Source organism: Microvirga sp. BSC39 (genome assembly GCF_000739015.1).
In the GTDB taxonomy this organism is placed as follows: domain Bacteria; phylum Pseudomonadota; class Alphaproteobacteria; order Rhizobiales; family Beijerinckiaceae; genus Microvirga.
Genome location: NZ_JPUG01000062.1, coordinates 68710 through 92282, shown reverse-complemented (window position 1 = coordinate 92282; position 23573 = coordinate 68710). Strand labels below are relative to the sequence as shown.

25 protein-coding genes are annotated in these 23573 nt (G+C 63.6%); 9 read left to right on the top strand and 16 right to left on the bottom strand.

Going from position 1 to position 23573, the window contains the following annotated elements; all coding sequences use genetic code 11:
* Nucleotides 1–38: 38 nt before the first annotated feature.
* Genes MA07_RS11705 through MA07_RS11685 form a run of 5 tightly spaced genes read right to left on the bottom strand, consistent with a single transcriptional unit; the run spans nucleotide 39 to nucleotide 4518 of the window.
* A complete protein-coding gene (locus MA07_RS11705) occupies nucleotides 39–974 on the bottom strand; it encodes a DMT family transporter (RefSeq protein ID WP_036350725.1) in 936 nt (311 codons plus the stop codon).
* Nucleotides 975–1029: 55 nt separating this feature from the next.
* The gene (locus tag MA07_RS11700; protein ID WP_036350724.1) at nucleotides 1030–1944 is read right to left on the bottom strand and encodes an SMP-30/gluconolactonase/LRE family protein; all 915 of its coding nucleotides are present in this window, start codon (nucleotides 1942–1944) and stop codon (nucleotides 1030–1032) included.
* Nucleotides 1945–1962: 18 nt separating this feature from the next.
* Nucleotides 1963–2799, bottom strand: coding sequence for a universal stress protein (locus tag MA07_RS11695; protein ID WP_036350722.1), 837 nt, complete (start codon nucleotides 2797–2799; stop codon nucleotides 1963–1965).
* Between the two features lie 45 nt (nucleotides 2800–2844).
* Nucleotides 2845–3648, bottom strand: a complete 804-nt coding sequence (locus MA07_RS11690) for a GNAT family N-acetyltransferase (protein ID WP_036350720.1) — start codon at nucleotides 3646–3648, stop codon at nucleotides 2845–2847.
* A gap of 45 nt (nucleotides 3649–3693) precedes the next feature.
* Nucleotides 3694–4518 (bottom strand): polyphosphate kinase 2 family protein, encoded by an 825-nt coding sequence (locus tag MA07_RS11685; RefSeq protein WP_036350718.1) that lies wholly within the window; start codon nucleotides 4516–4518, stop codon nucleotides 3694–3696.
* Between the two features lie 139 nt (nucleotides 4519–4657).
* On the opposite strand from MA07_RS11685, the gene MA07_RS11680 reads away from it, so the two are divergent.
* Nucleotides 4658–5293 carry a glutathione binding-like protein gene (locus MA07_RS11680; RefSeq protein WP_036351285.1) on the top strand — a complete coding sequence of 212 codons (636 nt, stop codon included), beginning with the start codon at nucleotides 4658–4660 and terminating at the stop codon, nucleotides 5291–5293.
* A gap of 3 nt (nucleotides 5294–5296) precedes the next feature.
* Here the strand turns inward: MA07_RS11680 and ligD are convergent, their stop codons facing one another.
* From ligD to MA07_RS11645, 7 genes are all read right to left on the bottom strand, one after another.
* The gene (ligD, locus tag MA07_RS11675; RefSeq protein WP_052003096.1) at nucleotides 5297–6874 is read right to left on the bottom strand and encodes a non-homologous end-joining DNA ligase; all 1578 of its coding nucleotides are present in this window, start codon (nucleotides 6872–6874) and stop codon (nucleotides 5297–5299) included.
* A 98-nt stretch (nucleotides 6875–6972) separates the two neighbouring features.
* Nucleotides 6973–8607 carry an ABC transporter ATP-binding protein gene (locus tag MA07_RS11670; RefSeq protein ID WP_036350716.1) on the bottom strand — a complete coding sequence of 545 codons (1635 nt, stop codon included), beginning with the start codon at nucleotides 8605–8607 and terminating at the stop codon, nucleotides 6973–6975.
* 1 nt (nucleotide 8608) lies between these two features.
* Nucleotides 8609–9751 (bottom strand): ABC transporter permease subunit, encoded by a 1143-nt coding sequence (locus MA07_RS11665; RefSeq protein ID WP_036350714.1) that lies wholly within the window; start codon nucleotides 9749–9751, stop codon nucleotides 8609–8611.
* Nucleotides 9752–9760: 9 nt separating this feature from the next.
* Entirely contained in the window at nucleotides 9761–10681 is a 921-nt protein-coding gene (locus MA07_RS11660) for an ABC transporter permease subunit (protein WP_036351281.1), read from the bottom strand.
* 111 nt (nucleotides 10682–10792) lie between these two features.
* On the bottom strand, nucleotides 10793–12385 hold the full coding sequence (locus MA07_RS11655; RefSeq protein ID WP_036350712.1) for a peptide ABC transporter substrate-binding protein: 1593 nt from the start codon (nucleotides 12383–12385) through the stop codon (nucleotides 10793–10795).
* Between the two features lie 169 nt (nucleotides 12386–12554).
* Nucleotides 12555–12989 (bottom strand): heme-binding protein, encoded by a 435-nt coding sequence (locus MA07_RS11650; protein WP_036350710.1) that lies wholly within the window; start codon nucleotides 12987–12989, stop codon nucleotides 12555–12557.
* A gap of 43 nt (nucleotides 12990–13032) precedes the next feature.
* Complete coding sequence (locus MA07_RS11645; RefSeq protein WP_081928932.1) at nucleotides 13033–14259, bottom strand: urate hydroxylase PuuD; 1227 nt, start codon at nucleotides 14257–14259, stop codon at nucleotides 13033–13035.
* 206 nt (nucleotides 14260–14465) lie between these two features.
* On the opposite strand from MA07_RS11645, the gene uraH reads away from it, so the two are divergent.
* The 6 genes from uraH to MA07_RS11615 all read left to right on the top strand — a co-directional run bounded on the left by uraH (nucleotide 14466) and on the right by MA07_RS11615 (nucleotide 18891).
* Complete coding sequence (gene uraH / locus MA07_RS11640; protein ID WP_036350709.1) at nucleotides 14466–14819, top strand: hydroxyisourate hydrolase; 354 nt, start codon at nucleotides 14466–14468, stop codon at nucleotides 14817–14819.
* A gap of 2 nt (nucleotides 14820–14821) precedes the next feature.
* Nucleotides 14822–16261: an allantoinase PuuE gene (puuE, locus tag MA07_RS11635; protein WP_036350707.1), complete on the top strand. Its 1440-nt coding sequence runs from the start codon at nucleotides 14822–14824 to the stop codon at nucleotides 16259–16261.
* Between the two features lie 78 nt (nucleotides 16262–16339).
* Entirely contained in the window at nucleotides 16340–16786 is a 447-nt protein-coding gene (gene lysM, locus MA07_RS11630) for a peptidoglycan-binding protein LysM (RefSeq protein WP_036350704.1), read from the top strand.
* A gap of 64 nt (nucleotides 16787–16850) precedes the next feature.
* Entirely contained in the window at nucleotides 16851–17168 is a 318-nt protein-coding gene (locus MA07_RS11625; RefSeq protein WP_036350700.1) for a rhodanese-like domain-containing protein, read from the top strand.
* A 137-nt stretch (nucleotides 17169–17305) separates the two neighbouring features.
* A complete protein-coding gene (locus tag MA07_RS11620) occupies nucleotides 17306–17743 on the top strand; it encodes a cytochrome c (protein WP_036350697.1) in 438 nt (145 codons plus the stop codon).
* A gap of 215 nt (nucleotides 17744–17958) precedes the next feature.
* Entirely contained in the window at nucleotides 17959–18891 is a 933-nt protein-coding gene (locus tag MA07_RS11615) for a cytochrome c (protein WP_036350696.1), read from the top strand.
* Between the two features lie 36 nt (nucleotides 18892–18927).
* Here the strand turns inward: MA07_RS11615 and MA07_RS11610 are convergent, their stop codons facing one another.
* The 3 genes from MA07_RS11610 to MA07_RS11600 all read right to left on the bottom strand — a co-directional run bounded on the left by MA07_RS11610 (nucleotide 18928) and on the right by MA07_RS11600 (nucleotide 20968).
* Nucleotides 18928–19545 (bottom strand): XRE family transcriptional regulator, encoded by a 618-nt coding sequence (locus tag MA07_RS11610; RefSeq protein ID WP_036350694.1) that lies wholly within the window; start codon nucleotides 19543–19545, stop codon nucleotides 18928–18930.
* A 116-nt stretch (nucleotides 19546–19661) separates the two neighbouring features.
* Entirely contained in the window at nucleotides 19662–20594 is a 933-nt protein-coding gene (locus MA07_RS11605; RefSeq protein ID WP_081928931.1) for a DMT family transporter, read from the bottom strand.
* A gap of 125 nt (nucleotides 20595–20719) precedes the next feature.
* Nucleotides 20720–20968: a hypothetical protein gene (locus MA07_RS11600; protein WP_036350691.1), complete on the bottom strand. Its 249-nt coding sequence runs from the start codon at nucleotides 20966–20968 to the stop codon at nucleotides 20720–20722.
* 158 nt (nucleotides 20969–21126) lie between these two features.
* Here MA07_RS11600 and MA07_RS11595 point away from each other — a divergent pair, with 158 nt between their 5' ends.
* Nucleotides 21127–21939: a UDP-2,3-diacylglucosamine diphosphatase gene (locus tag MA07_RS11595; protein ID WP_036350690.1), complete on the top strand. Its 813-nt coding sequence runs from the start codon at nucleotides 21127–21129 to the stop codon at nucleotides 21937–21939.
* The gene (locus MA07_RS11590) at nucleotides 21939–22946 is read left to right on the top strand and encodes a glycosyltransferase family 1 protein (protein ID WP_036350689.1); all 1008 of its coding nucleotides are present in this window, start codon (nucleotides 21939–21941) and stop codon (nucleotides 22944–22946) included. Before MA07_RS11595 ends, MA07_RS11590 begins: the two co-directional genes overlap by 1 nt.
* A 6-nt stretch (nucleotides 22947–22952) precedes the next feature.
* Here the strand turns inward: MA07_RS11590 and MA07_RS11585 are convergent, their stop codons facing one another.
* Entirely contained in the window at nucleotides 22953–23510 is a 558-nt protein-coding gene (locus MA07_RS11585; RefSeq protein ID WP_036350687.1) for a hypothetical protein, read from the bottom strand.
* Nucleotides 23511–23573: the final 63 nt, after the last annotated feature.

Here is a 23573-nt window from a genome sequence, read left to right as displayed (position 1 = left end):
CCGTCCTTAGTCAGAAAGGATGATGCGACAGGCAGAACTCAGGCCTCCGGCAGCACCGGCGTCTCGATGTCCTTCGCCTCGCGTCCGCGCCGGGCCGCCTCGCGCTCGAGCAGCAGGAGAGCAAGCCCTGCGCCGCAGATGACACCAGCACCCACGAGCGTCCAGAACCCCACGACGTCGCCGAAGAACAGATAGCCCAGCACGATCGCCCAGACGATGAGGGTGTACTGGTAGGGGGCGACCACGGAAGCCGGGGCGATCTTCAGGGACCTGTTCACGCAGACATGGGCCGCCATGGACACGATGCCGAGCAGGAAGAGGCCGGCAAGATCGAGCGGGCCCGGCGTAACCCAGGCGAGCGGCGCTGCAACGAGTCCGAAGATCAGGGCTCCGAGAATCTGGCCGAGCACGAGGGTGGCGTCGTGGGTGTCCCGCAGCTTGCGGGTCGTGATCATGAGCAGAGAATAGAACAGGCTTCCCGCGAGCGCGATGAGGGCGGGAAGGGACAGGGTGGCGCTCGACGGGCGTAGGGCAATCAGGACACCGACGAAGCCGCAGGCGATGGCAAGCATGCGCGGCTTGTCGATCTTCTCGCCGAGCCAGAAGGCCGCGAAGGCCGCCACATAGATCGGCCCCGCCAGGTAGTAGGTCATCACGTCGGCGAGCGGCAGATAGGTGACGGCCCAGTAGAAGCAAGCGACCTCAAGGGTGGAGAGCGTGATGCGCACCACATGCAGCCCCGGCTGCGGCGGGATCTCGAAGGGAACCTTCTGCCGACGCATGAGGGGCAGGAGGACCATCAGGGCCGCAATGCTGCGCAGGAGCAGGACCTGCCCGACGGAATAGGTGGCGACCAGCCACTTTCCCATGACGTCGTTCATGGCGAACATGAAGACGCCGAGCAGCATCAGGCCGATGCCGACAAGGACGCCTGACCGAACCTTGGGGGCTGAGGAGGAACCGGAGTGAGACATGGGCCGCATTCATGCGGGAAGCGGCCGAAATTCACAAGCGCCGCATGTGCATCTTTCAAAAGGTCTTCGCGCCGTTCACGGGCAGCATGATCGCGTAAAACGACGTCGTGGCGCAGATGTAAAGGCGGTTGCGCTTCGGGCCTCCGAACACGACATTGGCGACTGCTTCCGGAACCAGGATCTTGCCGATGAGGGTGCCGTCGCTCTCATAGCAATGCACGCCGTCACCGGCGCTCGCCCAGATCCGCCCGGCATCGTCCAGCCGGAAGCCGTCGAACAGGCCCTGGGTGCAGGTGGCGAAGACGCTGCCGCCTGAGAGGCCTCCCCGGTCGTCCACATCGAAGACCCGGATGTGCCGCGGGCCGTCCTTCACATGGGTGGCACCGGTGTCGGCGACATAGAGGCGCCGCTCGTCCGGCGAGAAGGCAATCCCGTTCGGGCGGACGAAATCGCCGGCGACGATGCGGACGTCACCTGTGTGCGGATCGATGCGGTAGACGTGGCAATCGCCGATCTCGCTCTCGGCCTTGTGGCCCTCGTAGTCGGAATCGATTCCGTAGGCCGGATCCGTGAACCAGATCGATCCGTCGGACTTCACCACCACATCGTTGGGACTGTTGAAGCGCTTGCCCTGGTGATGGCTGGCGAGCACCGTGATCGAGCCGTCATGCTCGGTGCGGGTCACGCGCCGGTTCCCGTGCTCGCAGGTGACGAGGCGGCCCTGCCGGTCGACCGTGTTGCCGTTGGAATAGCCTGATGGATGGCGAAAGATGCTGACGGCGCCCGACGTCTCGTCGAAGCGCATCATCCGGTCGTTGGGCACGTCGCTCCAGATCAGGTAGCGGCCGGCCGGAAAATAGGCCGGCCCTTCCGCCCAGCGGCATCCCTCCGCCAGCTTTTCCAGGCGTGCGGATCCAATGTGCAGACGCTGGAAGCGATCATCGAGGACGACGGCGACATCCCGGAACATGGCCAGAGCGATATCCGATCAGTGAGCCATCAGGACGGGCATGGTCGTGTTGCCCAGGATATGGCTGGTCGCCCCTCCGAAGAACATCTGCCGCAGGCGGCTCTGGGTGTAAGCACCTTTCACCAGCAGGTCGCAGCCAAGGGCCGCGGCTTCCTTCAGGATCGTTTCACCGGGCCGGTTGGATGGATCGGCTGCCGTGATGGCTTCGGCCGGCAGATCGTGCATGCGGAGATGACGGGCAAGCTCCGAGCCGGAGGGCCCGGGAACCCCCCAGTCGTCGAGCTCGAGAACGACGACCCGCTTGGCCTTCCGGAGCAGCGGCATCGAATCCAGCACCGCACGGGCCGTTTCCGTGCTCCGGTTCCAGGCAATGACAGCCGTTTCACCGAAGCTGCGGGCCGGAACCGGCGGAGCGATCAGGACGGGCCGTCCGGCCTCGAAGAGGGCGGCCTCCGCCGTGGAAAGGCGCGTCTGGCCGTTCGATCCATCGGGCCGTCCTACGACGACAATGTCGAAGACGCGCCCGTAGGCTCCGAGGAAGGCGTCCTCCATCAGCCCGTCCTGTCGCCAGCCGGAACTCAGGCCCATGAGCCCGGCAGCAGCGCGCGAGATCTGCTTTCCGGTCATGAAGGCCTCGAAGCGCTCGCGGCAGGCGCGGGCCATCTCGAGGCGGTTCTCGGGGGTGATGGGGGAGGGAACGCCGATGGCGATGTCCACCGGCAGGACCACCGGGTAGTCCGGCGTGATGGCAATCCCCTCGATATAGCTGTCGAACAGCTGGGCGAGCTGCAGAGCAGCCTCCAGCTGAGGCTCAATGACGCCGTGGTCTTCGATCGGGACGAGAATGCTTTTCATAAGGATTATTGTCGCGCTTTAGACCCTCGTCGGCAAGAGGGCTCTTCAGGTCTCCCTGTTGAGGACCTTTGGCGACCAGACGTAGGGTGTCGTGGTGCTGAGGCGTCGAAATCCTCGCCGTTCCAGAATCGGCAGGCTCATCGGGCTGCAATCCACCGTCAGCCAGCGGCAGCCCTGCTGCCGCGCCTCGCGAGCCCGGATGGCGACCAGTGCCGAGTAGATGCCCTTGCCGCGCCATTCCGGAAGCGTCGAGCCACCCCAGAGGCTTCCAAACGTTTCCCCGCGCTTGTGACGGACCCAGCCGACGCTGACAGGTTGGTCTCCCGCAAAGGCTGCGTAGATCCTGATCGAATCAGGATCCGATTGCTTCTCCTTTGCAATGGAGGCGACCAGCCACTCCGAATGCCGCGCATTCCCGTAAACGGCGGTGTTCACCACGCCGATTGCTGCCAGGGCGCCGGGATCCTTCAATTCCCTGAGCCTGATCCCGTCTTGAAGATCGGCATCGGCGAAGTCCCGGCTGGCGTCCAAGGCCACGAGGGTCTCGGATTCTTGAGCTTCGAAGCCTGCGGCGCGCAGTTTATCCGGCAGGCTCGCCGGCTGATCGTGGCTGAAATGCTTCCACTCGAAAGCATGTCCCAGTGCGCCAAAGAAGCTGATCTGGCGGGCGATTTCCTGGTCCGCATCGGCCTCGCTGAGCTGAGCGAGGACGACAGCGTTGTCGTTGGGATCAGGTGTCGGCCCGACGAGACGCACGACGGGCCCGACGCGCTCGGCGCGAAAACCGGGCGCAGGAGCAGCAAGTGAGCCACGGACTTCAGCGTCATAAAGATTGAGAAGATTCAGCATCGGTCCATGATGCACAGGAATGTGTATGCTTCAATATATCAGATCTCAGACGACGGAGAAGTCACCAGGATTCCATGAGACCCGTGGGTATTGCGGGTTCATTTCCTCGAGAGTGGCCTTGACGATGTTCGCGATGGCGGTGTTGCGGACCCATTTGCGGTCGGCCGGGATGACGTGCCACGGCGCCCATGGAGTCGAGCAGCGATGGAGCATCGTCTCGTAAGCCTCCTGGTAGTCGTCCCAGTGCTCCCTGTCTTCCAAGTCTCCGGGATTGAACTTCCAGTTCTTGGTGGGATCGTCGAGACGGGCCTGCAGGCGCTCCTTCTGCTCATCCTTCGAGATGTGGAGCATGAACTTGAGGATCGTGGTGCCATTCTCGGAGAGCATCTTCTCGAAGGCGTTGATCTGCTCGTAGCGCTGCTCGATCACCGGCTCGGGCGCGAACTTCCGCACCTTTCCGATCAGCACGTCCTCGTAATGGGAGCGGTTGAAGATGCCGATCGTTCCGCGCCGGGGGCAGACGGCATGCACGCGCCAGAGGTAGTCATGCTCCAGTTCAAGCTTCGTGGGCGGACCGAAGGCATGGACTGCAACGCCTAGAGGGCCCGTCGCATTGAAGACGCTGCGGATGGTGCCGTCCTTGCCCGAGGTATCCGTGCCCTGAAGGATCACGAGGAGAGACCGGGATCCCTCGGCATAGAGCCGGTCCTGAAGGGTATCGATTTCCTTGGCGAGGGCTGCCGTGTTGGCCTTGGTCGCCTGTTCATCACCGAAGAGGGATTTGTCGCGAGGGTCACGATCCCGAAGACGGGCCTCGTCGCCGGGGCTGACCCGCAGCTTTTCAATCAATGTCTTGGCCAGATCCGTCATCGTCGCCTCCCGTTTGTCTTCAGGACGATAGGGCATGAGGGCGTGAAAGGAAGATCGGGATGGCCGGCGCGCCGCTCTTTACGTGACCTACGGGGCCATCTACCAAGACAGGGCCGACAAAACTTCCCAGGGGCTCACGATGCTCGCTCTCTACTATTATCCCGGCAATGCCAGCCTTCTGCCGCACATGATGCTGCGCGAAATCGGGGCCGAGTTCGAGCTGCGCCTTGTCGATCGGGGGCAGAATGTTCAGAAGAGCGCCGAGTACCTCAGGCTCAATCCCAACGGCCGCATCCCGGTTCTGGTGGATGGCGATCTCGTGCTGTTCGAGACGGCTGCCGTCGCCCTGCATCTGGCCGACAAGTTCCCGCAGGCCGGCCTGGCGCCTGCCGTTGGGACTGTCGAGCGGGCCGAGTTCTACAAGTGGATGATCCACCTGACGAACACCCCGCAGGCGGAGTACCGCGCTTGGTTCTATCCCCATGAGCACGTGAGCGACGAGGCTGCCGCACCGGCGGTGAAGCAGGCAGCCAATGAGCGCCTCACCCGGATGTTCGACGTGATCTCCGAGCAGCTCGGCGACAAGACGTGGCTTCTCGGGGATCGTTTTTCCGCCGCCGACCTCTTCCTGTTCATGCTGATCCGCTGGGGGCGTGGCATGCCGCGCCCGCCGCGCAACCTGCCGAACCTGAACGCCCTGGCTGAGCGTGTCCTTGCCCGACCGGCGGTGCAGCAGGCGCTCGAAGCTGAAGGCATCAAGGCTCCGGTCTTCTAAGCGCTACTTTTTGCGCGACGTGCGTTTCGCGGGTTTTGTCTCCGGCAGAACCTGATCGACCTTTCTGATGCCCGCCCAGGGATCCTTCTTGAGCGACGAAAGGCGCTTGCCCAGGTTCTCGACCGTGTAGCCGTTGGGTCTGAGATCGGGTGAAAGCTCTTCCCAAGCGATCGGTATCGCGACGGGCGCGCCGGGTCGGGAGCGGGTGGAGTAGGGCGCCACAGCCGAGGCCTCGCGGTTGTTGCGCAGGTAATCGATGAAGATGCGACCCTGGCGCTCCTGCTTGACGGACGTGGTGGTGTAGCGATCCGGCTCGTCGGCCGCCATCGCCTCGGCGATCCCGCGCGAGAAGGCGAGGGCTTCCTTCCATGGCGCCTTCGGCTTCAGGGGCACGACGACGTGCAGGCCCTTGCCGCCCGTGGTCTTGACGAAGCTTTCCAGTCCCAGGGCTTTCAGGCGCTCGCGGACCGCAAGAGCGCCCTCGATCACGCGTGGCCAGTCCACGCCCTCGCCCGGGTCGAGATCGAAGATGAGACGGTCGGGACGCTCCAGATCGGCCAGCGTCGCGCCCCAGACATGCATCTCCAGGACACCCGACTGCACGAGGGCGATCACGCCCTGGATATCGGTGACCGTCAGAGCCTCCTGCGTGCCGCTGTTGTCCGGAATCGTCGTGCGATGAATGAAGTCGCTCATGCCGGCCCAGGAATGCCGTTGGACGAAGCACTTCTTCTGCGTGCCTCCCGGGCAGCGGATGAGGGTGAGGGGACGGTCGACGAGATGCGGCAGGAGCCACTCGCCGATGTCGAGATAGAATTCCGCCAGCTCCTGCTTGGTGAGCCCCTGATCCTCCCACAGCACGCGGTCCGGATGGGTAAGAGGCACGCCGGCCACTTGGATGTCACTAGCCTTGGCAGCCTTCGCCCTTGAGGCTCGCTTTGCAGGCTTTGCGGTCTTTGCCGATGAGGCGCTCTTCGAGGCGGCTTTCCGTTTCGCCGGGCTCTTAGCGGAGCGTCCGGGCGCGATCTCCTCGAGCGAGCGTCCGGTCTTCACCGAGAGCGGTGCCTCCTCGAGAATGTCCGGGTCGTCCTCGGTTCTGGCATGAGCATCCTCGGCCTTGATCAGCAGCCAGGATGGCTGGCGCTCACGCGGGCGCTTTGCCATGCGGACGAGATGCCAGGTGCCATTGAGCTTTTCGCCGTCGAGGCGGAAGGTGAGGCGGCCTTTCTCATAGGCCTCGTGAGGGTCGCCTTCCGGCTCCCAGGCACCCCGATCCCACAACAGGACGGCGCCGCCGCCGTATTGGCCGTCCGGGATGGTGCCTTCGAAATCGCCGTATGCCAGCGGGTGATCCTCGACCTTGACCGCCAGGCGCTTCTCGCCTTTCACGAGGCTGGGTCCCTTTGCCACCGCCCAGCTCTTCAGCACGCCGTCGAGTTCGAGGCGGAAGTCATAGTGCAGGCGGGAGGCATCGTGCTTGTGCACGACGAAGGAGGCGCCGGGGCGCCGGGAGGCCTTGCCTGCCGGCTCCGAGGTTTTCGTGAAGTCGCGCTTGGCGCGATAGGCTGCGAGCTTTGCCATGGTGCCAGAGCATGATCCGGTGAAGTGGATACCGGTTCACCGCACGATCATGCGGCAAACAAAGATCAAATCCCCGCCATGGTCTCCGGTTCCAACGCTCAGGAGGCGATAGGCTGTGCCGCTGCCTCGTTCCTGTCGTCCTTGGTAAGGAAGGCGGCTGCGATCAGGTCGCGGGTGTATTCCTCGCTCGGACGATCGAAGATCTCCTCCGCCGTGCCGCGCTCCACCACCTTGCCGCTCTTCATGACCATGATCTCGTCCGAGAGCGCCCGCACGACGGCGAGGTCGTGGCTGATGAACACATAGGCGAGGCCATGGGCCTTCTGAAGGTTGCGCAGCAGCTCGACGATCTCCTTCTGCACCGAACGATCCAGCGCGGAAGTCGGCTCGTCGAGGACCACCAGCTTCGGGTGCAGGATGATGGCACGGGCAATGGCGATGCGTTGGCGCTGACCGCCGGAGAACTCATGCGGAAAGCGGTTGCGCCATGCCGGGTCGAGCTGCACTTCCTCGAAGGCCTGGGCGGCGCGCCGGTCGCGCTCCTTGCGGGAGATGCTGGGCTCGTGGACGAGAAGGCCCTCGGTCACGATCTCGCCTGCCGTCATGCGTGGGGAGAGGGAGCCGAAGGGATCCTGGAACACGAGCTGCAGATGCCGCCTCAGGGGCTGCATGCCACGGCGGTCGAGAGGCGTGAGGTTGCGGTCCTCGAACCGGATGAGCCCGGAGGCCGGTTGCAGGCGCAGGATGGCGCGGCCCAGCGTCGACTTGCCGGAGCCGGATTCGCCCACGACGCCCACCGTCTCGCCGGCGCGAACCCTGAGGCTCACGTCGTCGACGGCACGAAGCACATGGGTCGACTTGCCAAAGAAGCTCTTCTCCAGGGTGAACTGAACCGAGATGTTCTGCGCGTCCAGAATCACCGGAGCGTTGGCGGCAACAGGTTCCTTGCGTCCGGTCGGTTCGGCATCGATGAGCATCTGGGTATAGGGATGCTTCGGGGCCGCAAAGATGTCGTCCGTACGGCCGCTCTCGACCACCCCGCCGCGTTTCATCACATAGGTGCGGTCGGCAAAGCGGCGGACGACCCCGAGGTCGTGCGTGATGAACACAATGGACATGCCCAGCCGCTTCTGCAGATCGGCCAGCAGATCGAGAATGCGGGCCTGCACGGTCACGTCGAGAGCCGTCGTCGGTTCGTCGGCGATGAGCACATCCGGGTTGTTGGCGAGTGCCATGGCGATCATCACGCGCTGGCGCTGACCGCCTGACATCTCATGCGGGTAGGCGTCGATGCGCCGGGCAGGTTCCGGGATCCGGACGAGCTCCAGCAGTTCGATGGCGCGCTTGCGCGCGTCGGCCTTGCTCAGGCCGCCATGGGTGGTGAGCGGGAGGGCAAGCTGATCCCCGATCCGGTAGAGCGGATCGAGGGAGGTCATCGGCTCCTGGAAAATCATGGTGAGCTTGGAGCCGCGGTAGTGATTGAGCCTGCCGGGAGAAAGGCCCACCAGCTCCTCTCCGCGGTACTTGACCGAACCCTCGGCCCAGCCGTTGGAGGCGAGAAGGCCCATGACCGACATCATGGTCTGGCTCTTGCCCGATCCGGACTCGCCCACGATGGCGACGGTCTCACCCTGGTTGATGTCGAGATCGATGCCCTTCACCGCGTGGAGAATGCCGTCGCCCGTGCGGAAACGGACATTGAGGTTGCGGACGGAAAGAACAGGTTCGGCCATGTCAGCGATCCTTCGGGTCGAGAGCATCGCGCAAGCCATCGCCGATGAAGTTGAGGCAGAAGAGGATCGCGACAAGCGTCAGTGCGGGATAGATCAGCATCCAGGTGGAATCCTGAATGCTCTTGGCGCCTTCCGAGATCAGAACGCCGAGGCTGGTGTAGGGCTCCTGGACACCGAGCCCGAGGAAGGACAGGAAGCTTTCGAGCAGGATCACGCGGGGGACCATCAGGGTCATGTAGACCACCACGGGCCCGAGGGTGTTCGGGATCACGTGCCGGCGAATGATGCCTTTGGTTTCCACGCCGAGCGCCTCAGCCGCCTGCACATATTCCTGCCGCTTGATGGAGAGCGTCTGGCCCCGAACGATGCGGGCCATATCGAGCCACTCGACGGCGCCCACGGCCAGGAACACCAGCACGAAGTTGCGGCCGAAGAACACGACCAGCATGATGACGAAGAAGATGAACGGCAGCGAGTAGAGAACATCGACGATGCGCATCATCACCAGGTCGGCGCGTCCTCCGAGATAGCCGGAGGTCGCCCCATAAATCACGCCGATCACGATCGCCACGAGGGTCGCCAGAAGTCCGATCGCAAGCGAGACCTGCCCGGCCTTCATGGTGCGGGTGAGAAGGTCGCGGCCGTTGGCCTCGGTGCCGAAGAAGAAATACTGCTTCTCGATGGGCACATCGACCACAAGGCGGCGCCCTTCGTCCTGCCGTTCAACGACCTGCGCGGTGCCGAACAGATCCGAGCGCTCGAAATAGGCAAGCAGCCGTTCGTCGACGGGCCGCGTGCTCGTGCTGACGAGAGCCATCCGCACCGCGTCGCCGGTGATCTCGATGTTCTCGGGCTTGGCCCTGACGCGGGAGCCGATGCGCTCGGCTTGCGGGATGATCTGCTCCGCCTTGGGATAGGCGGTCAGGCTTGCCGGCGCGCGCACGTAGTCAGGGTACACGCGATCAAACGGATGGCCGGTGAAAAACGGCCCGAAGATGCACGCGAGCGCGATCAGCGTCAGGATGATCATGCTGGCGACGGAGGCCTTATTGCGCAGGAGACGAGCCCGAGCATCGGCCCAGAGTGAACGGCCGGTCACAGGACCGGAGACAGGAATATCGGAAATGACGGCGCCTTCAGCCATGGCGGTGCCTCAGTCGTAACGGACGCGGGGGTCGATCACCGCGTAGAGGATGTCGACGATCAGATTGAAAATCAGCACGAACACCGCCACGACGACGACCGTGCCCATCACAAGGGTATAGTCGCGGTTCAGCGCGGCCTCGACGAAGTAACGGCCGACCCCCGGAAGGGCGAAGATGGTCTCCACCACGACGGAGCCGGTGAGCAGGGCTGCGGCGGCGGGCCCAAGATAGGAAACCACCGGCAGGGCTGCGCCACGCAGTGCGTGCCGCACGATGACCCAGCGGGGCAGGCCGAGCGAACGGAGCGTGCGGATGTGGTTCGAGCGCAGGTTCTCGATCATGGCCGCACGGGTCATGCGCGCGATAATCGCGATCTGCGGCAATGCCAGGGTGATGACCGGCAGGATCAGATTGCGGGGAGCCCCCCCGGCCCAACCCGCAACAGGCAACAGGGCCAAGGCGAGGCCGAACACGATCTGCAGCACCGGCGCGATCACGAAGGTGGGGATCGTCAGGCCGAAGGTGCCGAGACCGCTTACCATGTAGTCGACGGCACTGTTCTGCCGGAAGGCAGCGATGGAGCCGAGCGTGCCGCCGACAATGATCGCGAGGCCTAGCGCGAGCCCGCCAATCCGCATCGAGACGGGCAGGCCGTTGGCGAAGAGCTCGGAAACGCTGAAATCGCGCATGATGAACGAGGGACCGAAATCCCCCTGAACTACGGCCGCGAGATAGCGCACGTACTGCTCGAAGAGCGGACGGTCGAGACCGTAGATCTTCTGCAGGTTCTCCATGACCTTCGCCTCGAGCGGACGCTCCAGGTCGAAGGGGCCGCCCGGTGCGAGCCGGATCAGGAAGAACGAGATCGTGATGATGATGAAAAGGGTAGGGATCGCCGAGAGAAGACGGCGGAAAACGAAGGGGATCACGGTATCGACTCCGCTCGATAACAACCCCTCAGCGAGGGAAGCAGCCTTGGCGGCCGACGTGTTGTTTGTGAGCCGGGCGGCTGTGGGGCCGCCCGGCAAGATCGAGGATGCTTACTGCTTCAGGGACAGGAAGCGGCTCGGGTACACGCCAGAAATGTTCTGGTTGAAGCCGACGAGCTTGTCCGAGACCAGGTTCTTCGTGCTGTAGTGGAGCAGCGGGATCCACGGCTCCTCCTTCATGAAGATCTGCTCGGCCTGCAGCAGGTACTCGGCGCGCTTCTTGAGATCGCCTTCCTTGGCAGCCTTGTTCTTCATGAGGTCGTCATACTGGGCGTTCTTCCACTTGCCGTAGTTGAAGCCCTTGTTGTCGCTCTCGAGCAGAAACAGGAAGTTCTGCGGATCCGAGTAGTCGCCGATCCAGCCGTAGCGGGCGACATCGAAGTCGCCGCCGTCGCGCAGGTGCGCGAAGTGGGTCTTGGAGTCGGTGTTGATGAAGGACGTCTCGACGCCGAGAGCCTTCCACTGGTCGGCAACGGCAACCACCGTGTTGCGGTTGTTGTCGGTGGTGTTGTAGCGGATCTCAACCTTCAGCGGCTTGCCGCCGGGGCCGTAGCCGGCTTCCTTGAGCAGGGCCTTCGCCTTGTCCTCGCGGTCGATCGGCGACATGGTGGCGTACTCGGCCTGGGCCGGCTTGCCGTAGTTGCCGATGCCCGGGGGCACGAAGGAGTAGGCCGGCAGCATGGTGCCGCCCCAGATCTGCTCGGCGATGAATTCGCGGTCGATTGCCATGGAGAGCGCCTTGCGGACGCGCACGTCATCGAACGGCGGCTTCGACGAGTTTACCGGCAGGGCATACACGCCGAGATACGGGCCGATCACGACCTGATTCTTGAACCGCTCCTTGAGAGCCTTCACCTGGTCGGCCGGAATATCCGGGATGGAGTGAAGCTCGCCGGCCTGGAAGCGGCGGACGGCCGCGGCGAGGTCGGAGATCGGGTAGAACATCACCTGATCGATCTTGACGTTCGCGGCGTCATGGAAATTCGGGTTCTTCACGACCTTGATGTGCGAGTTCGGCACGAACTCTGCCAGCGTATAGGCGCCGTTGGACACCAGGTTGCCCGGCTTCACGTAATCCTTGCCGAACTTCTCGACCGAGGACTGATGAATCGGCAGACCCGTCTGGTGGGTCAGCTGCTCGATGAAGTAGGGGGTCGGCTGCTCAAGGCGGATCTCGAGGGTGCGGTCATCCACCGCCTTAACGCCCAGTTCCTCAGGCTTGGCCTGACCCTTGTTCACCTTCTCGGCGTTCAGGATCGGGTAGAGGATGTTGGCGTACTTGGCGCCGGTTTCCGGATTCATGATCCGGCGGTAGGCGAACACGAAGTCAGAAGCCTTCAGCGGGTCCCCGTTGGACCACTTGGCATTGGCGCGCAGCGTGAAGCGGTAGGTCTTGCCGTCGTCGGCCATTTCCCACTTCTCGGCAACGCCGGGCACCACTTCGCCCTTGTTGTTCTTGATCACGAGACCTTCATAGAGATCGCGCAGCACGTGGGACTCGCCCACGGTGGAGGTCTTGTGGGCATCGAGCGTTTCCGGCTCGCCGTCATTGCCGCGGTGGTAGACGACTTGCGCGACCGCGAAGCTCGAAAAAGCTACCGTTGCGGCAGCCGCGAGAGCGGTACGTTTCAACCATGATGACATTGGACGCGTTCCCTTTCTGATTATCTCAGGGTTTTTTGAATGTTTCGGTCAGAGCCGGTAAGGCAGTAACCTTGTCCTATTTGTTGATCAATCAACTGTTTATGTCCAGTACTATCCAAAAAATTAAGGAATTCCTGGGATAACAAAGGGTTGAGCCTGTGGAGACCTCTCAGGCGCCGGTGTCGAAAACCATTCCGACCGCCTCGATGCCGGCCGCGGCGGCGATCTCGTCGTTGTCGGAGGTGTCGCCGGAAACCCCCACCGACCCCAGGATTCGGCCCTGGCCGTCCTTGATCAGCACCCCGCCGGGGACAGGAACGAGGTGCCCGCCGACCGCATGGGTGGCCGAAGCGATGAAGTAGGGGCGGTCGGTTGCCATCTTGTGCAGGGCGCGGGAGCCGACGCCCAGCGCCAGGGCGCCATAGGCCTTGCCCATGGCGATCTCGGCCCGCTTGATGCTGGTGCCGTCCTCCGAGAGGAGGGCCTTGAGGGCGCCGCGGGCGTCATAGACCACCACAGCGAGAGGCTTGAAGGATTTCTCCCGGGCAGTCTTGAGGGCGGTGGTGGCGATCGTCTGAGCCGCTTCCAAGGTGAGTTCGGTCACTCGGGTTCTCCATGGTTTGGTTACTGGCCGCAGGATGCGGAATTCAGCGGGTGGCCGTGTCCCGCGCGGCCAGCCAGGTTGCCACGGCCCTGCGCTCATCGAGGGTCATCTCGGTGATGTTGTTGGGCGGCATGGCATGAGTCAGCACGCTCTGAACCCGGATCATCTCCCGATGGCGTTCGATCTCCTCGGGCGTGTCGAGGCGAACGCCCTTCGGGGCGATGGGAATGCCATCCCAGACGGGCTCCGCCGCATGACACATGGAGCAGCGGGACTGGATCGCGAGCACGGCCTCGTCGAAGGAGGCCGTCACCACCTCGGGTGTCGCGGCTGAGGGCGCCTGGGCCATGTTGGCGTTGCCCGGCTTGCCGATGATCGACAGCCAGATCGCTGCCCAGATGCACAGCGCGGCCAGGGCCCAGGTCCACCAGGGCGAGCCCTTTCCAGCATGCTGCGAGTTGAAGAAGTGCCGGATCGCCGCGCCCGCGATCACGATCATTCCGACGATGCCGACCGAGTACGCGGACGACCACGCCAGCGGGTAGTGGTTCGACAGCATCAGGAAGATGACGGGAAGCGTCAGGTAGTTGTTGTGGGTCGACCGGAGCTTCGCTTCCTTACCGAGCTTCGGGTCGGGCGTCTGCCCGGCCAGCAGGGTGGCCACCACCTTCTTTTGGTTCGGAATGATGACGAAGAACACGCTGGCCGACATCCAGGTGGCGATCATCGCGCCCGTGTGCAGGAAGGCGGCGCGGCCGTTGAAGACCTGGGTAAAGGCGTAAGCTGCCACCAGGATGTAGGCGAAGAGCACGACGCCGAGCAGGACCCCATTCCGGCCGAGCGGCGAGCGGCACAGGCCCTCGTAGACGAGCCAGCTCAGGGCAAGGCCGCCGATGCCGATGGCGGCCGCCTGCCAAGTCGTGAGCGCTCGAACCGCCGGATCGACCGTGTAGAGATCGGCCTGGAGATAATAAACCCAGACGATGAGGAAGAAGCCGCTGATCCAGGTGGAATAGCTCTCCCATTTGAACCAGGTCAGCTCCTTGGGCAGTTCGGGCGGCGCAACGAGATACTTGCGCATGTTGTAGAACCCGCCGCCATGGACCTGCCAGGCCTCGCCGCCGACGCCTTCTGCCAAACCCTCGCGCTTCTTCAGGCTGAGGTCGAGATGGATGAAGTAGAAGGAGGAGCCGATCCAGGCGATGGCCGTGATCACATGGACCCAGCGGATGATCTGGCTGATCCATTCGGAGATTTGCGGGTCGATCATGCAGTCACTTGGATATTGAAGGAATGTTTAGCCTAGGGCGGCGTTCGGGATTGCGATAGGCCGTGTGAGAGGCTTTTTCAACAGGAACCCTGTCCGGGAAAACCTGCCTTTCCGCGACAGGGTCGAGGGATCCGGCTTGACGCGGAACGCGCCGGCCCGAAAGAATTCCGGGTTCGATCTGCCCTTTCTCTCATTCGCGAGGTTTCATGGGTCGCCTGTCCACCCACGTCCTGGATACCGTCAACGGCAAGCCTGCCGGCGGCGTCGCCATCGAACTGTTCGCCATCGAAGGCGAGGGGCGCCGCTCCGTCCTGCGCACCGCCACCAATGCGGATGGGCGCACGGATGCGCCGCTGATGGTCGGTGAGACCTTCCGTACCGGAAGCTATGAGCTCGTCTTCGAGATCGGGGCCTATTTCAAGGCCCTCGGCACGGTCATGGCCGATCCGCCATTTCTCGACATCGTGCCGATCCGCTTCACCATCGCCGAGCCCGATGGCCATTACCATGTTCCGCTCCTCGCCTCCCCCTGGAGCTATTCCACCTATCGAGGAAGCTGACCATGCCGATCTCCTATCCCCGCGACCTCGTCGGCTATGGCCGCAACCCGCCGCATCCGCGCTGGCCGAACGGATCGCGGGTCTGCGTGCAGTTCGTGATCAACTATGAGGAGGGCGGCGAGAACAACATCCTCCACGGCGACCGCGCCTCCGAGGCCTTCCTGTCGGAGATCGTCGGCGCACAGGCGTGGCCCGGCCAGCGCCACATGAGCATGGAGTCGATCTACGAGTACGGCTCCCGCGCCGGCTTCTGGCGCCTGTGGCGGATGTTCACCGAACGCAACATGCCGGTCACCGTCTATGGCGTCGCCACCGCTCTCATGCGCAACCCGGAGGCGGTCGCGGCCATGAAGGAGGCCGGGTGGGAGATCGCCAGCCACGGGCTCAAGTGGATCGACTACCGGGACTTCTCCTCGGAGGAGGAACGGGCTCATATGAAGGAGGCGATCCGCATCCACACCGAGGTCACGGGCGAGCGCCCGCTCGGCTGGTACACGGGCCGCACCTCCGAGCACACCAACCGCCTCGTGGCGGAGGAGGGCGGCTTCCTCTACAGCGCCGATTCCTATGCGGACGAGCTGCCCTACTGGGAGCAGCATGGCGACCGGCAGCAGCTGATCGTACCCTATACGCTCGACGCCAACGACATGCGCTTTGCCACCCCGCAGGGCTTCAATGCGGGCGACCAGTTCTTCGCCTATCTGAAGGACTCGTTCGACACGCTCTACGCGGAGGGCGAGACCGCGCCGAAGATGCTGTCGATCGGCCTCCATTGTCGCCTCGTCGGCCGTCCCGGACGGGCCGCCGCGCTGGCGCGTTTCCTGGACTACGTGGCTTCCCATGACGATGTGTGGGTAGCCCGTCGCATCGACATCGCACGCCACTGGATCCGGTATCATCACCCCGTGTGCCTGAAGCCCAGCACCATGAGCCGCGCGCTCTTCGTGGAGGCTTTCGGCGATATCTTCGAGCACTCGCCCTGGATCGCGGAGCGCGCTTTCGACGCAGGTTTTACCACCGGACAGGATACGGCCGAGGGGCTTCATGCCGCCATGGTGCATGTGCTCTCGGGGGCAAGCCATGGGCAGAAGCTGGCGCTGATCAACGCCCATCCCGATCTCGCCGGGCGCCTCAAGCTTGCGGATCTTACAGCCGATTCCCGCAACGAGCAGTCCTCCGCCGGACTCGCCAGCCTGACGGAGGAGGAACGCGACCGATTCCTGGCTCTCAACGACCTCTACAAGGAAAAATTCGGCTTCCCGTTCATCATGGCGGTCAAGGGCCGCTCCAAGGACGAGATCCTGGCAGCCTTCGAGGAGCGGCTTGAGCATGACCCGGAGCAGGAGTTCGCGACGGCCATCGTGCAGATCGAGCTGATCGCCCTTCTGCGGCTCAAGGACCGGCTGCCGTCGCTGGCGGATGTGTTCTCCAGCCTCGCTTGAAGCGGAACCGTTCGGAGCCCTGCGCGTCATCGTCTCGGCCTGGCAATTCACGGCTGGGCATAACGAGAGGATGACGACGTGGGTCTGTTCAAGTTCATCAAGGAAGCCGGGGCCAAGATCTTCGGCGGAAGTGCAGAAGCTGCCACGCCGGAGAAGCTGCAGCAGGAAGTTCAGGGACACGGATTCGATGCGAGCAAGCTCGGAATCCAGGTCGAGGGCGACCGGGTGAAGCTGTCCGGTCAGGCCATGAACCAGGAAGAGGCCGAGAAGATCATCCTCTCCCTCGGCAACACCTACGGGGTCGCCGAGGTCGATACCTCAGGCTTCCAGGTTCAGCAGCCTTCGGCCGAGTCCACCATGTACACGGTCCAGAAGGGCGACACCCTCTGGGAGATTGCCGAGAAGCATTACGGCAAGGGCAAAGGGGCGAAATACACCGAGATCGTCAAGGCCAATTCCCCGCCGGTCAAGGACCCCGACATGATCCAGCCCGGCTGGGTGCTGCGGATTCCGCCGCTTTCGTAACGCCTCCGATTGCGCTCCTCCCTGCGATGCCGGTATGTGGCAGACACCGCAGGGAGGACTTTTCATGAGCGAAGCGCAACACGTCATTGATCTCGACCGCGAGGCCATCAAGCAAGGGCTCCGGGAGGGCTCCCTTCTGCTGGTCGATGTTCGCGAGCCGCATGAATTCGCCGCGGGTCATATCCCCGGCTCCGTCTCGCTCCCGCTGTCGTCCTTCGATCCCTCCGATCTGCCCGAGGGCAAGCGAATCGTGTTCTCCTGCGCGGCGGGCGTCCGGTCCGTCCGGGCCATCGAATTCGCTCAGGCGGCGGGTCGCGACATCCGCGAACACTACAAGGGCGGGTTCAAGGATTGGGCTGCGGCGGGCGAACCGGTGGAGTGAGGGTCCAGACCCCGGACGATCACATAGATGTGTTCTAAAGTAGAGTGCTCAAGCTTGTGGAGTTGTGCGCTAATGTCGCCCCGCCGAGGATGGTTCGTAGGAAAACCGTCTGTCGTGCCCACGAGGGGAACACATAGATGAAGCGTACAATGTTCGTCGCCAGCCTTCTGGCGATCGGAGTGACTGCCGCCATTGCCCAGAGCAATGTGGTCGAGCAGCGCCAGGCTCTGATGAAAGAGATGGGCGCGCAGACCCGGCCCATCGGCGCCATGATGCGCGGCCAGGAACCCTTCGACCTTGCCAAGGCTCAGGCCGGCCTGAAGGTGTTCTCCGAGAATTCCGCGAAGTTCGTTACTCTCTTCCCGGAAAGCTCGAAGAACGCCGAAAAGACCGAGGCCCTGCCGACGATCTGGGAAAACAAGGCCAAGTTCGAGTCTCTCGGGGCGAAACTGAGCCAGGACGCCCAGACCGCGATGGCCAATATCAAGGACGAAGCCTCCTTCAAGACCGAGATGCCGAAGGTGCTTCAGAACTGCGGCGCCTGCCATAACGAGTTCCGCAAGAAGACCTCCTGATCGGACGATGCCGAGTAATGGGCGGCCTAAAGCATCGGACCCAAAAGTGGATTTGCACTTTTGGGATCCATTCCGATGCTTTCTTCTTGGATGAGAGCATCGTGTGACCTGACCCAGCGGGCCGCGCTAGCGAAAACCGGGTCCACTTTTCGCTAGCGCGGCCCGCTGGGTCCGCACGATGCTCTAGGCTTCCTATTTCATTTGGGGAAGAGGCGATGCGCAAAGCGCTCATAGGGCTGGTCGCCCTGGTCATTCTCGGCGTGATCGGCTTCGTGGCCCTCACATCGCCGTCGGCCTATCGCCTCGTCCGCGCCGAGGCGGCCGCTCCGGATGCCAGCCGTGCCCCGAATGTCGAGAACGGCCGTGTCCTGTTCTTCGCCGGAGGCTGCACCTCCTGCCACGCGGTTCCCAACAACGACGACAAGCTGCGGCTCGGGGGCGGCTATGCCCTGAAGTCCCCGTTCGGCACCTTCCACGTCCCGAACATCTCGCCCCACAAGCAGGACGGCATCGGCTCTTGGAGCACGGCCGACTTCATCCGCGCCATGCGCGAGGGTGTGTCGCCGGATGGGCGCCACTACTATCCAGCCTTTCCCTACACGTCCTATCAGCGCATGAGCTCGGAGGATCTCTCCGACCTTTTCGCCTTCATGCAGACGCTGCCCGCCGTCGAAGGCCGTGCGCTGGACCACGAGCTGCCGTTCCCCTTCAACATCCGTCGGGGCGTAGGCCTCTGGAAGCTGGCCTTCCTCGACGGACAGGTCTTCAAGCCGGATGCGTCGAAGTCGGCCAGCCTGAACCGGGGAGCCTACCTGGTGGAAGGGCCGGGCCACTGCGTGGAATGCCACAGCGAGCGCAATGTTGCCGGTGCCATCATCGAGGAGCGCCGCTTCGCCGGCGGTCCCGATCCGGAGGGCAGGGGTACCGTTCCCAACATCACGCCGCACCAGAGCGGCATCGGCGGCTGGTCCTCCGAGGAGTTGGCGACGCTCTTGAAGACCGGCGAGACGCCGCTTTTCGACACCGTCGGCGGTCCGATGGGCGCCGTCGTGGCCAACACGGCGCAGTTGCCCGATGCAGATCGCCAGGCCATGGCGGAGTACCTTCTGTCCCTGCCGCCGAGGCAGGGCTTCAAGGGACCTGAATAAGCTGTGGACGCGCTGGGGATGGGTTGAGGACAGGCCTCAATCCATCACGGCGGCTTTGAGGATGCAGACCATCGTGGCGCGGCCGGGCTTGTCGCCGATGCAGCGCACGGAATGGGGACGGTCGCACCGGTAGCGCAGGCTTTCGCCGGCCTTGGCCTGCTGGACGGCTCCGCCCACCTCGACCTCGAACTCGCCTTCGAGAACCGACAGACATTCCACCGAGCCGCGCTGATGGCTGTCGGAGTCGAGGACGCCGCCGGGCTCCGACTGCACGTCGTACCATTGCAGCCACTCGATGGTCTTGAGCCAGCCGATGATGGCAAGCCGCATCTTGCCGTCCTCAGAGACGAGGATCGGCGTATCGGCCTTGGACGACTTCTCGATGAAGGGCTCTTCGTCCCCCGACGCGAGAACCCGCTCGATGGACACGTCGAGGGCCTGGCTCAGGCGCCAAATGGTGGCAAGCGTCGGGTTGGTCTCGTTCCGCTCGATCTGGCTGATGATCGACTTGGCGACGCCGGACTGCTCGGCGAGTTCCGACAGGGACAGGTTGTAGGCCTTGCGCAGGCGCTGGATCGTCTTGCCCATGTTGCCGGACAGAACCTGCGCGCCCGTTTCCAGCTCCCGGTTCCGCTCTTTGCCCTCGACGCCCATTGCTGCCTCTGTTCTGAAAAACCGTACGCCCGTTCCTCAAAACGGTTGTGGGGTAATCGGCAGGGCGGGTCAAGCACCGCCGGCGCTGCGGGCTTTCTTTTCCCTCCAGGGCGTTTTCAGACCCCTGGCCGCTGGGGCGCGGCCTGGAATTCCTTGGTGCGCAGCAATCCGAGCTGATGTTCGCGCCAGACGATGAACAGGCCGGTCGCGGCCACGATGATGGCGCCCGTGAGCACGGTCACGGTTGGCAGGTCGCCAAACACGAACCAGCCGAACAGAAGCGCCCAGATCATGGTGGTGTACTCGAAGGGAGCGATCACTGACGTATCGGCAAAGCGATAGCTCTGGGTGAGCAGGATCTGCCCGATCCCGCCCAGGATCCCGGCAACCACGAACAGGGCCCAGTCTTGGGCATCGGGCATCCGCCAGCCGAGCACGATCGTGCAGAGGGACAGGACCGACGCCAGGATGAAGAAGTAGAACACGATGGCGCCCGTCTTCTCGGTGGCGGTCAGGCGCCGAACCTGGATCATGGCTCCCGCGGAGCAGAAGGCGCCGGCGAACGCGCAGAGGGCGCCCAGAGTCGGACCGGCAGCCAGGCCTCCCGAGAAGGTCTCAAGCTTCAGATAGGGCGAGAGCATGATCAGAACGCCCACGAACCCGACAGCGACGGCCGTCCAGCGATAGGCCCGGACCTTCTCATTGAGGAGCAGGGCCGCCAGGATCACGACGATCAGCGGCGAGGCATAGCCGATGGCGATGGCATCGTGGAGCGGCAGGTACGACAGCGCCGCGAAGCCAAGATACATGCCGCTCGTACCGATGAGGCCGCGCTTGAAATGCCCGACCACGTTCCTCGTCCTGACCGCGTTGACGAGGTCTCCCTGCCATTTGAGCCAGACCAGAAGCGGCAGCAGCGCAAAGGCCGAGCGGAAGAAGACGACTTCCCCGATCGGATAGCGGACCATCATCGTCTTGAGCGTCGCCGACATCATCGTGAAGACAAGGGCGGACAGAACCTTGAGGGATATCCCTAGGAGAGGTTTCACAGGAGGCGCATCGTCACGGGTAGGGCGTTGGCGAGGGGAATGCAGACAACCACGGTAAGACGGCCGCGTGAAGTCTCATTCGGATCGAAAGCCTCTGCGCTGGATGCATGGGCCACGGTTCCGCCTCAGGCAGTCCGGCCTTTCATGCGCGAGCGTATGTAGCCGAGAGGGGTCAGAACCAGCCACGCGGCTTGTGTCACGAAGGACGCCAGATTGAAATCGAAGATCAGCGAATAAAGAATAAGAAGCGCCCCGAGAGCATTGAGGAGGGCGTAGCGCAGATCCTCCGCCTTCAGAATTCCCAATTGCAGCAGGCCGTACGCCGAGAGATAGGCTGCAACGCCCACAAGCCCTATGACGTCAGGCACGTTCATCGATGGTCTCCATCCGATCCGCAACGGAGCGTCTAGGGCAAATCGCGCCATGTTGGAACCGATTTCCCCTGCATCGTCACAAATCTGCAGGGAAACCGTCATGGGGACGAGATGCGAATCCGGTTTGGCTGGGAGCGGCAAACTCGTCGGGGAGGCCCATGGCTCAGGATGCAGATCCCATACGCGTGCGAACGCTTTTCCTGTCGGACCTCCATCTGGGGACCCGGGGGTGCCAGGCAGGGGCGCTACTCGACTTCCTCAAGGCCTACGATGCCGACACCATCTACCTCGTGGGCGACATCGTCGACGGGTGGAAGCTGAAATCGGGCTGGTACTGGCCGCAGGCGCATAACGACGTGGTGCAGAAGCTCCTGCGCAAAGTCCGGAAGGGCGCCCGCCTCGTCTACCTGCCCGGCAATCATGACGAGTTCCTGCGCGATTATCTCGGGGTCAATCTCGGAGGCATCGAGCTGGCGGATTACGCCCTGCACGAAGCCGCCGACGGCAAGCGCTACCTCGTGATCCACGGCGACCAGTTCGACCTCGTGGTCCGGCACGCCCGCTGGCTGGCGCTCCTCGGGGACGGCGCCTATACGGCCGCGCTCTTCGTCAACACCCATCTCAACATGATCCGGCGCCGGCTCGGCCTCACCTACTGGTCCCTCTCGTCCTGGGCCAAGCTGAGGGTCAAGAACGCGGTGAACTACATCAGCCGGTTCGAGGAACTGCTCGCCGCCGAGGCCGAGCGCCATTCCGCCGACGGCGTGATCTGCGGCCACATCCACCATGCGGTCATGCACGACCAGTTCGGAGTGTCCTATGTGAATACCGGCGACTGGGTCGAGTCCTGCACCGCCGTGGTCGAGCATTACGACGGCTCCTTTCAGCTCGTCCGCTGGACGGATGTCCAACTGGAGAGCAATGCGGAACCGAACGCCGTTGCCCCAACGGTCAGCGAGAGGGCAGCCTGATGCGCGTGCTGATCGCCACGGATGCATGGCGGCCGCAGATCAACGGGGTGGTGCGCTCACTGGAGCACATGGCCGAGGAGGCGCCGCGCTTCGGCACCGAAGTCGTCTTTCTGACGCCGGAGCGGTTCCGCTCCTTTCCCATGCCGACCTACCCGGAAATCCGCCTCTCCCTGGCAACGCCGGGAAGCATCGCTCGCATCCTCGACGAGGTGAGGCCCACCCACGTCCACATTGCGACCGAGGGGCCGATTGGGCTTGCCGTGCGCCTGGCGTGCTCTCGGCAGGGGCGGGCTTTCACCACCAGCTATCACACACGCTTTCCCGAATACGTTGCAGCCCGCACGCCCATTCCCGAAACTTGGTCCTACCGGGCACTTCGGCGCTTCCATCAAAGCGCCCGCGCCATGATGGTCAGCACGCCCTCCCTCGAGCGGGAGCTGACCGGACGCGGCTTCAGGAACATCATGCGCTGGACGCGCGGCGTCGACACGACCCTGTTCCGGCCCCGCAACGAGAGGGTTCTGGACGCGGCGGCGCCCGTCTTCCTCTATGTGGGACGCGTCGCCGTGGAGAAGAACCTGGAGGCTTTTCTGCGACTGGACCTTCCAGGCACCAAGGTTGTCGTCGGCGATGGCCCGTCGCGTCCGGAGCTTGAGGTCAAGTACCCTGCAGTCCGGTTTCTCGGCCCGCTGACGGGCGAGGATCTCGCGCGGGTCTATGCCTCGGCGGATGTGTTCGTCTTCCCGAGCCTCACCGACACCTTCGGCATCGTCCTGCTGGAAGCGCTCGCCTCCGGACTGCCGATCGCGGCCTTTCCGGTGACGGGACCCATGGATGTGATCGGCTCCTCCGGATGCGGATGCCTCAAGGAGGATCTGCAGGAGGCAGCCCTCGCGGCGCTCGACATCCCCCGGGATCGTTGCCGGGCCTATGGAGAGACCTTCACGTGGCAGGAGAGCGCCCGGCAGTTCTTCTCCAACATCGAGATCGCCCACTTGGGGCAGTAGCCTTCGTTACATCAGGAAAGCAGGGTGAGGATGAAGGTGCCGGGCCTTCTCACCGTCGAAAGGGCCGGCTTCCAACGAGACGTCGGTGCGCTCGATCTCGACCTTGTCGAGGCCGATCATGTTCTGGATTCGACCTTCGAGATAGAGGAGCGTCCGGATCATCTGCCGGATGCGCTGTTCGGCGGCCTGCTGCAGCTCCGCCTCCGACAATTCGGCTGACTCGGTCGTGGGTAAGGATCGCACCTCCTCCATGGTCCGCCGGATGGTGGCGGCCATCTCCTCCAGGTGCTTTTTGAGGGGAGCGACGGTGCTGGGATCCAGCGGCCTGTCCTTCAGACGGTACAGGGCCTCCAGCACGGCCAGGGTATCGGCGTTGCGGTTGCGCCTGGCATATTCCTTCAGGAACCAGCGGCCACGGGCGGTTTCCATGACGGCGGCTTCGATGGTGTCGAAATCCAGGTCGCCGAGCGTGACGTCTGTCTCTTCATCGGGCATGGTGCCGGGGTCCATCTGCGCCAGGGTCTGATTCCACTCTCCCATCAGATGGGTCCAAAGCGGCTGCATGCTCAACCCCTCTAACGCTTTAGAGAGGGCGTCCTGCACCGTATTCTTGTTGATTTGAGCCAT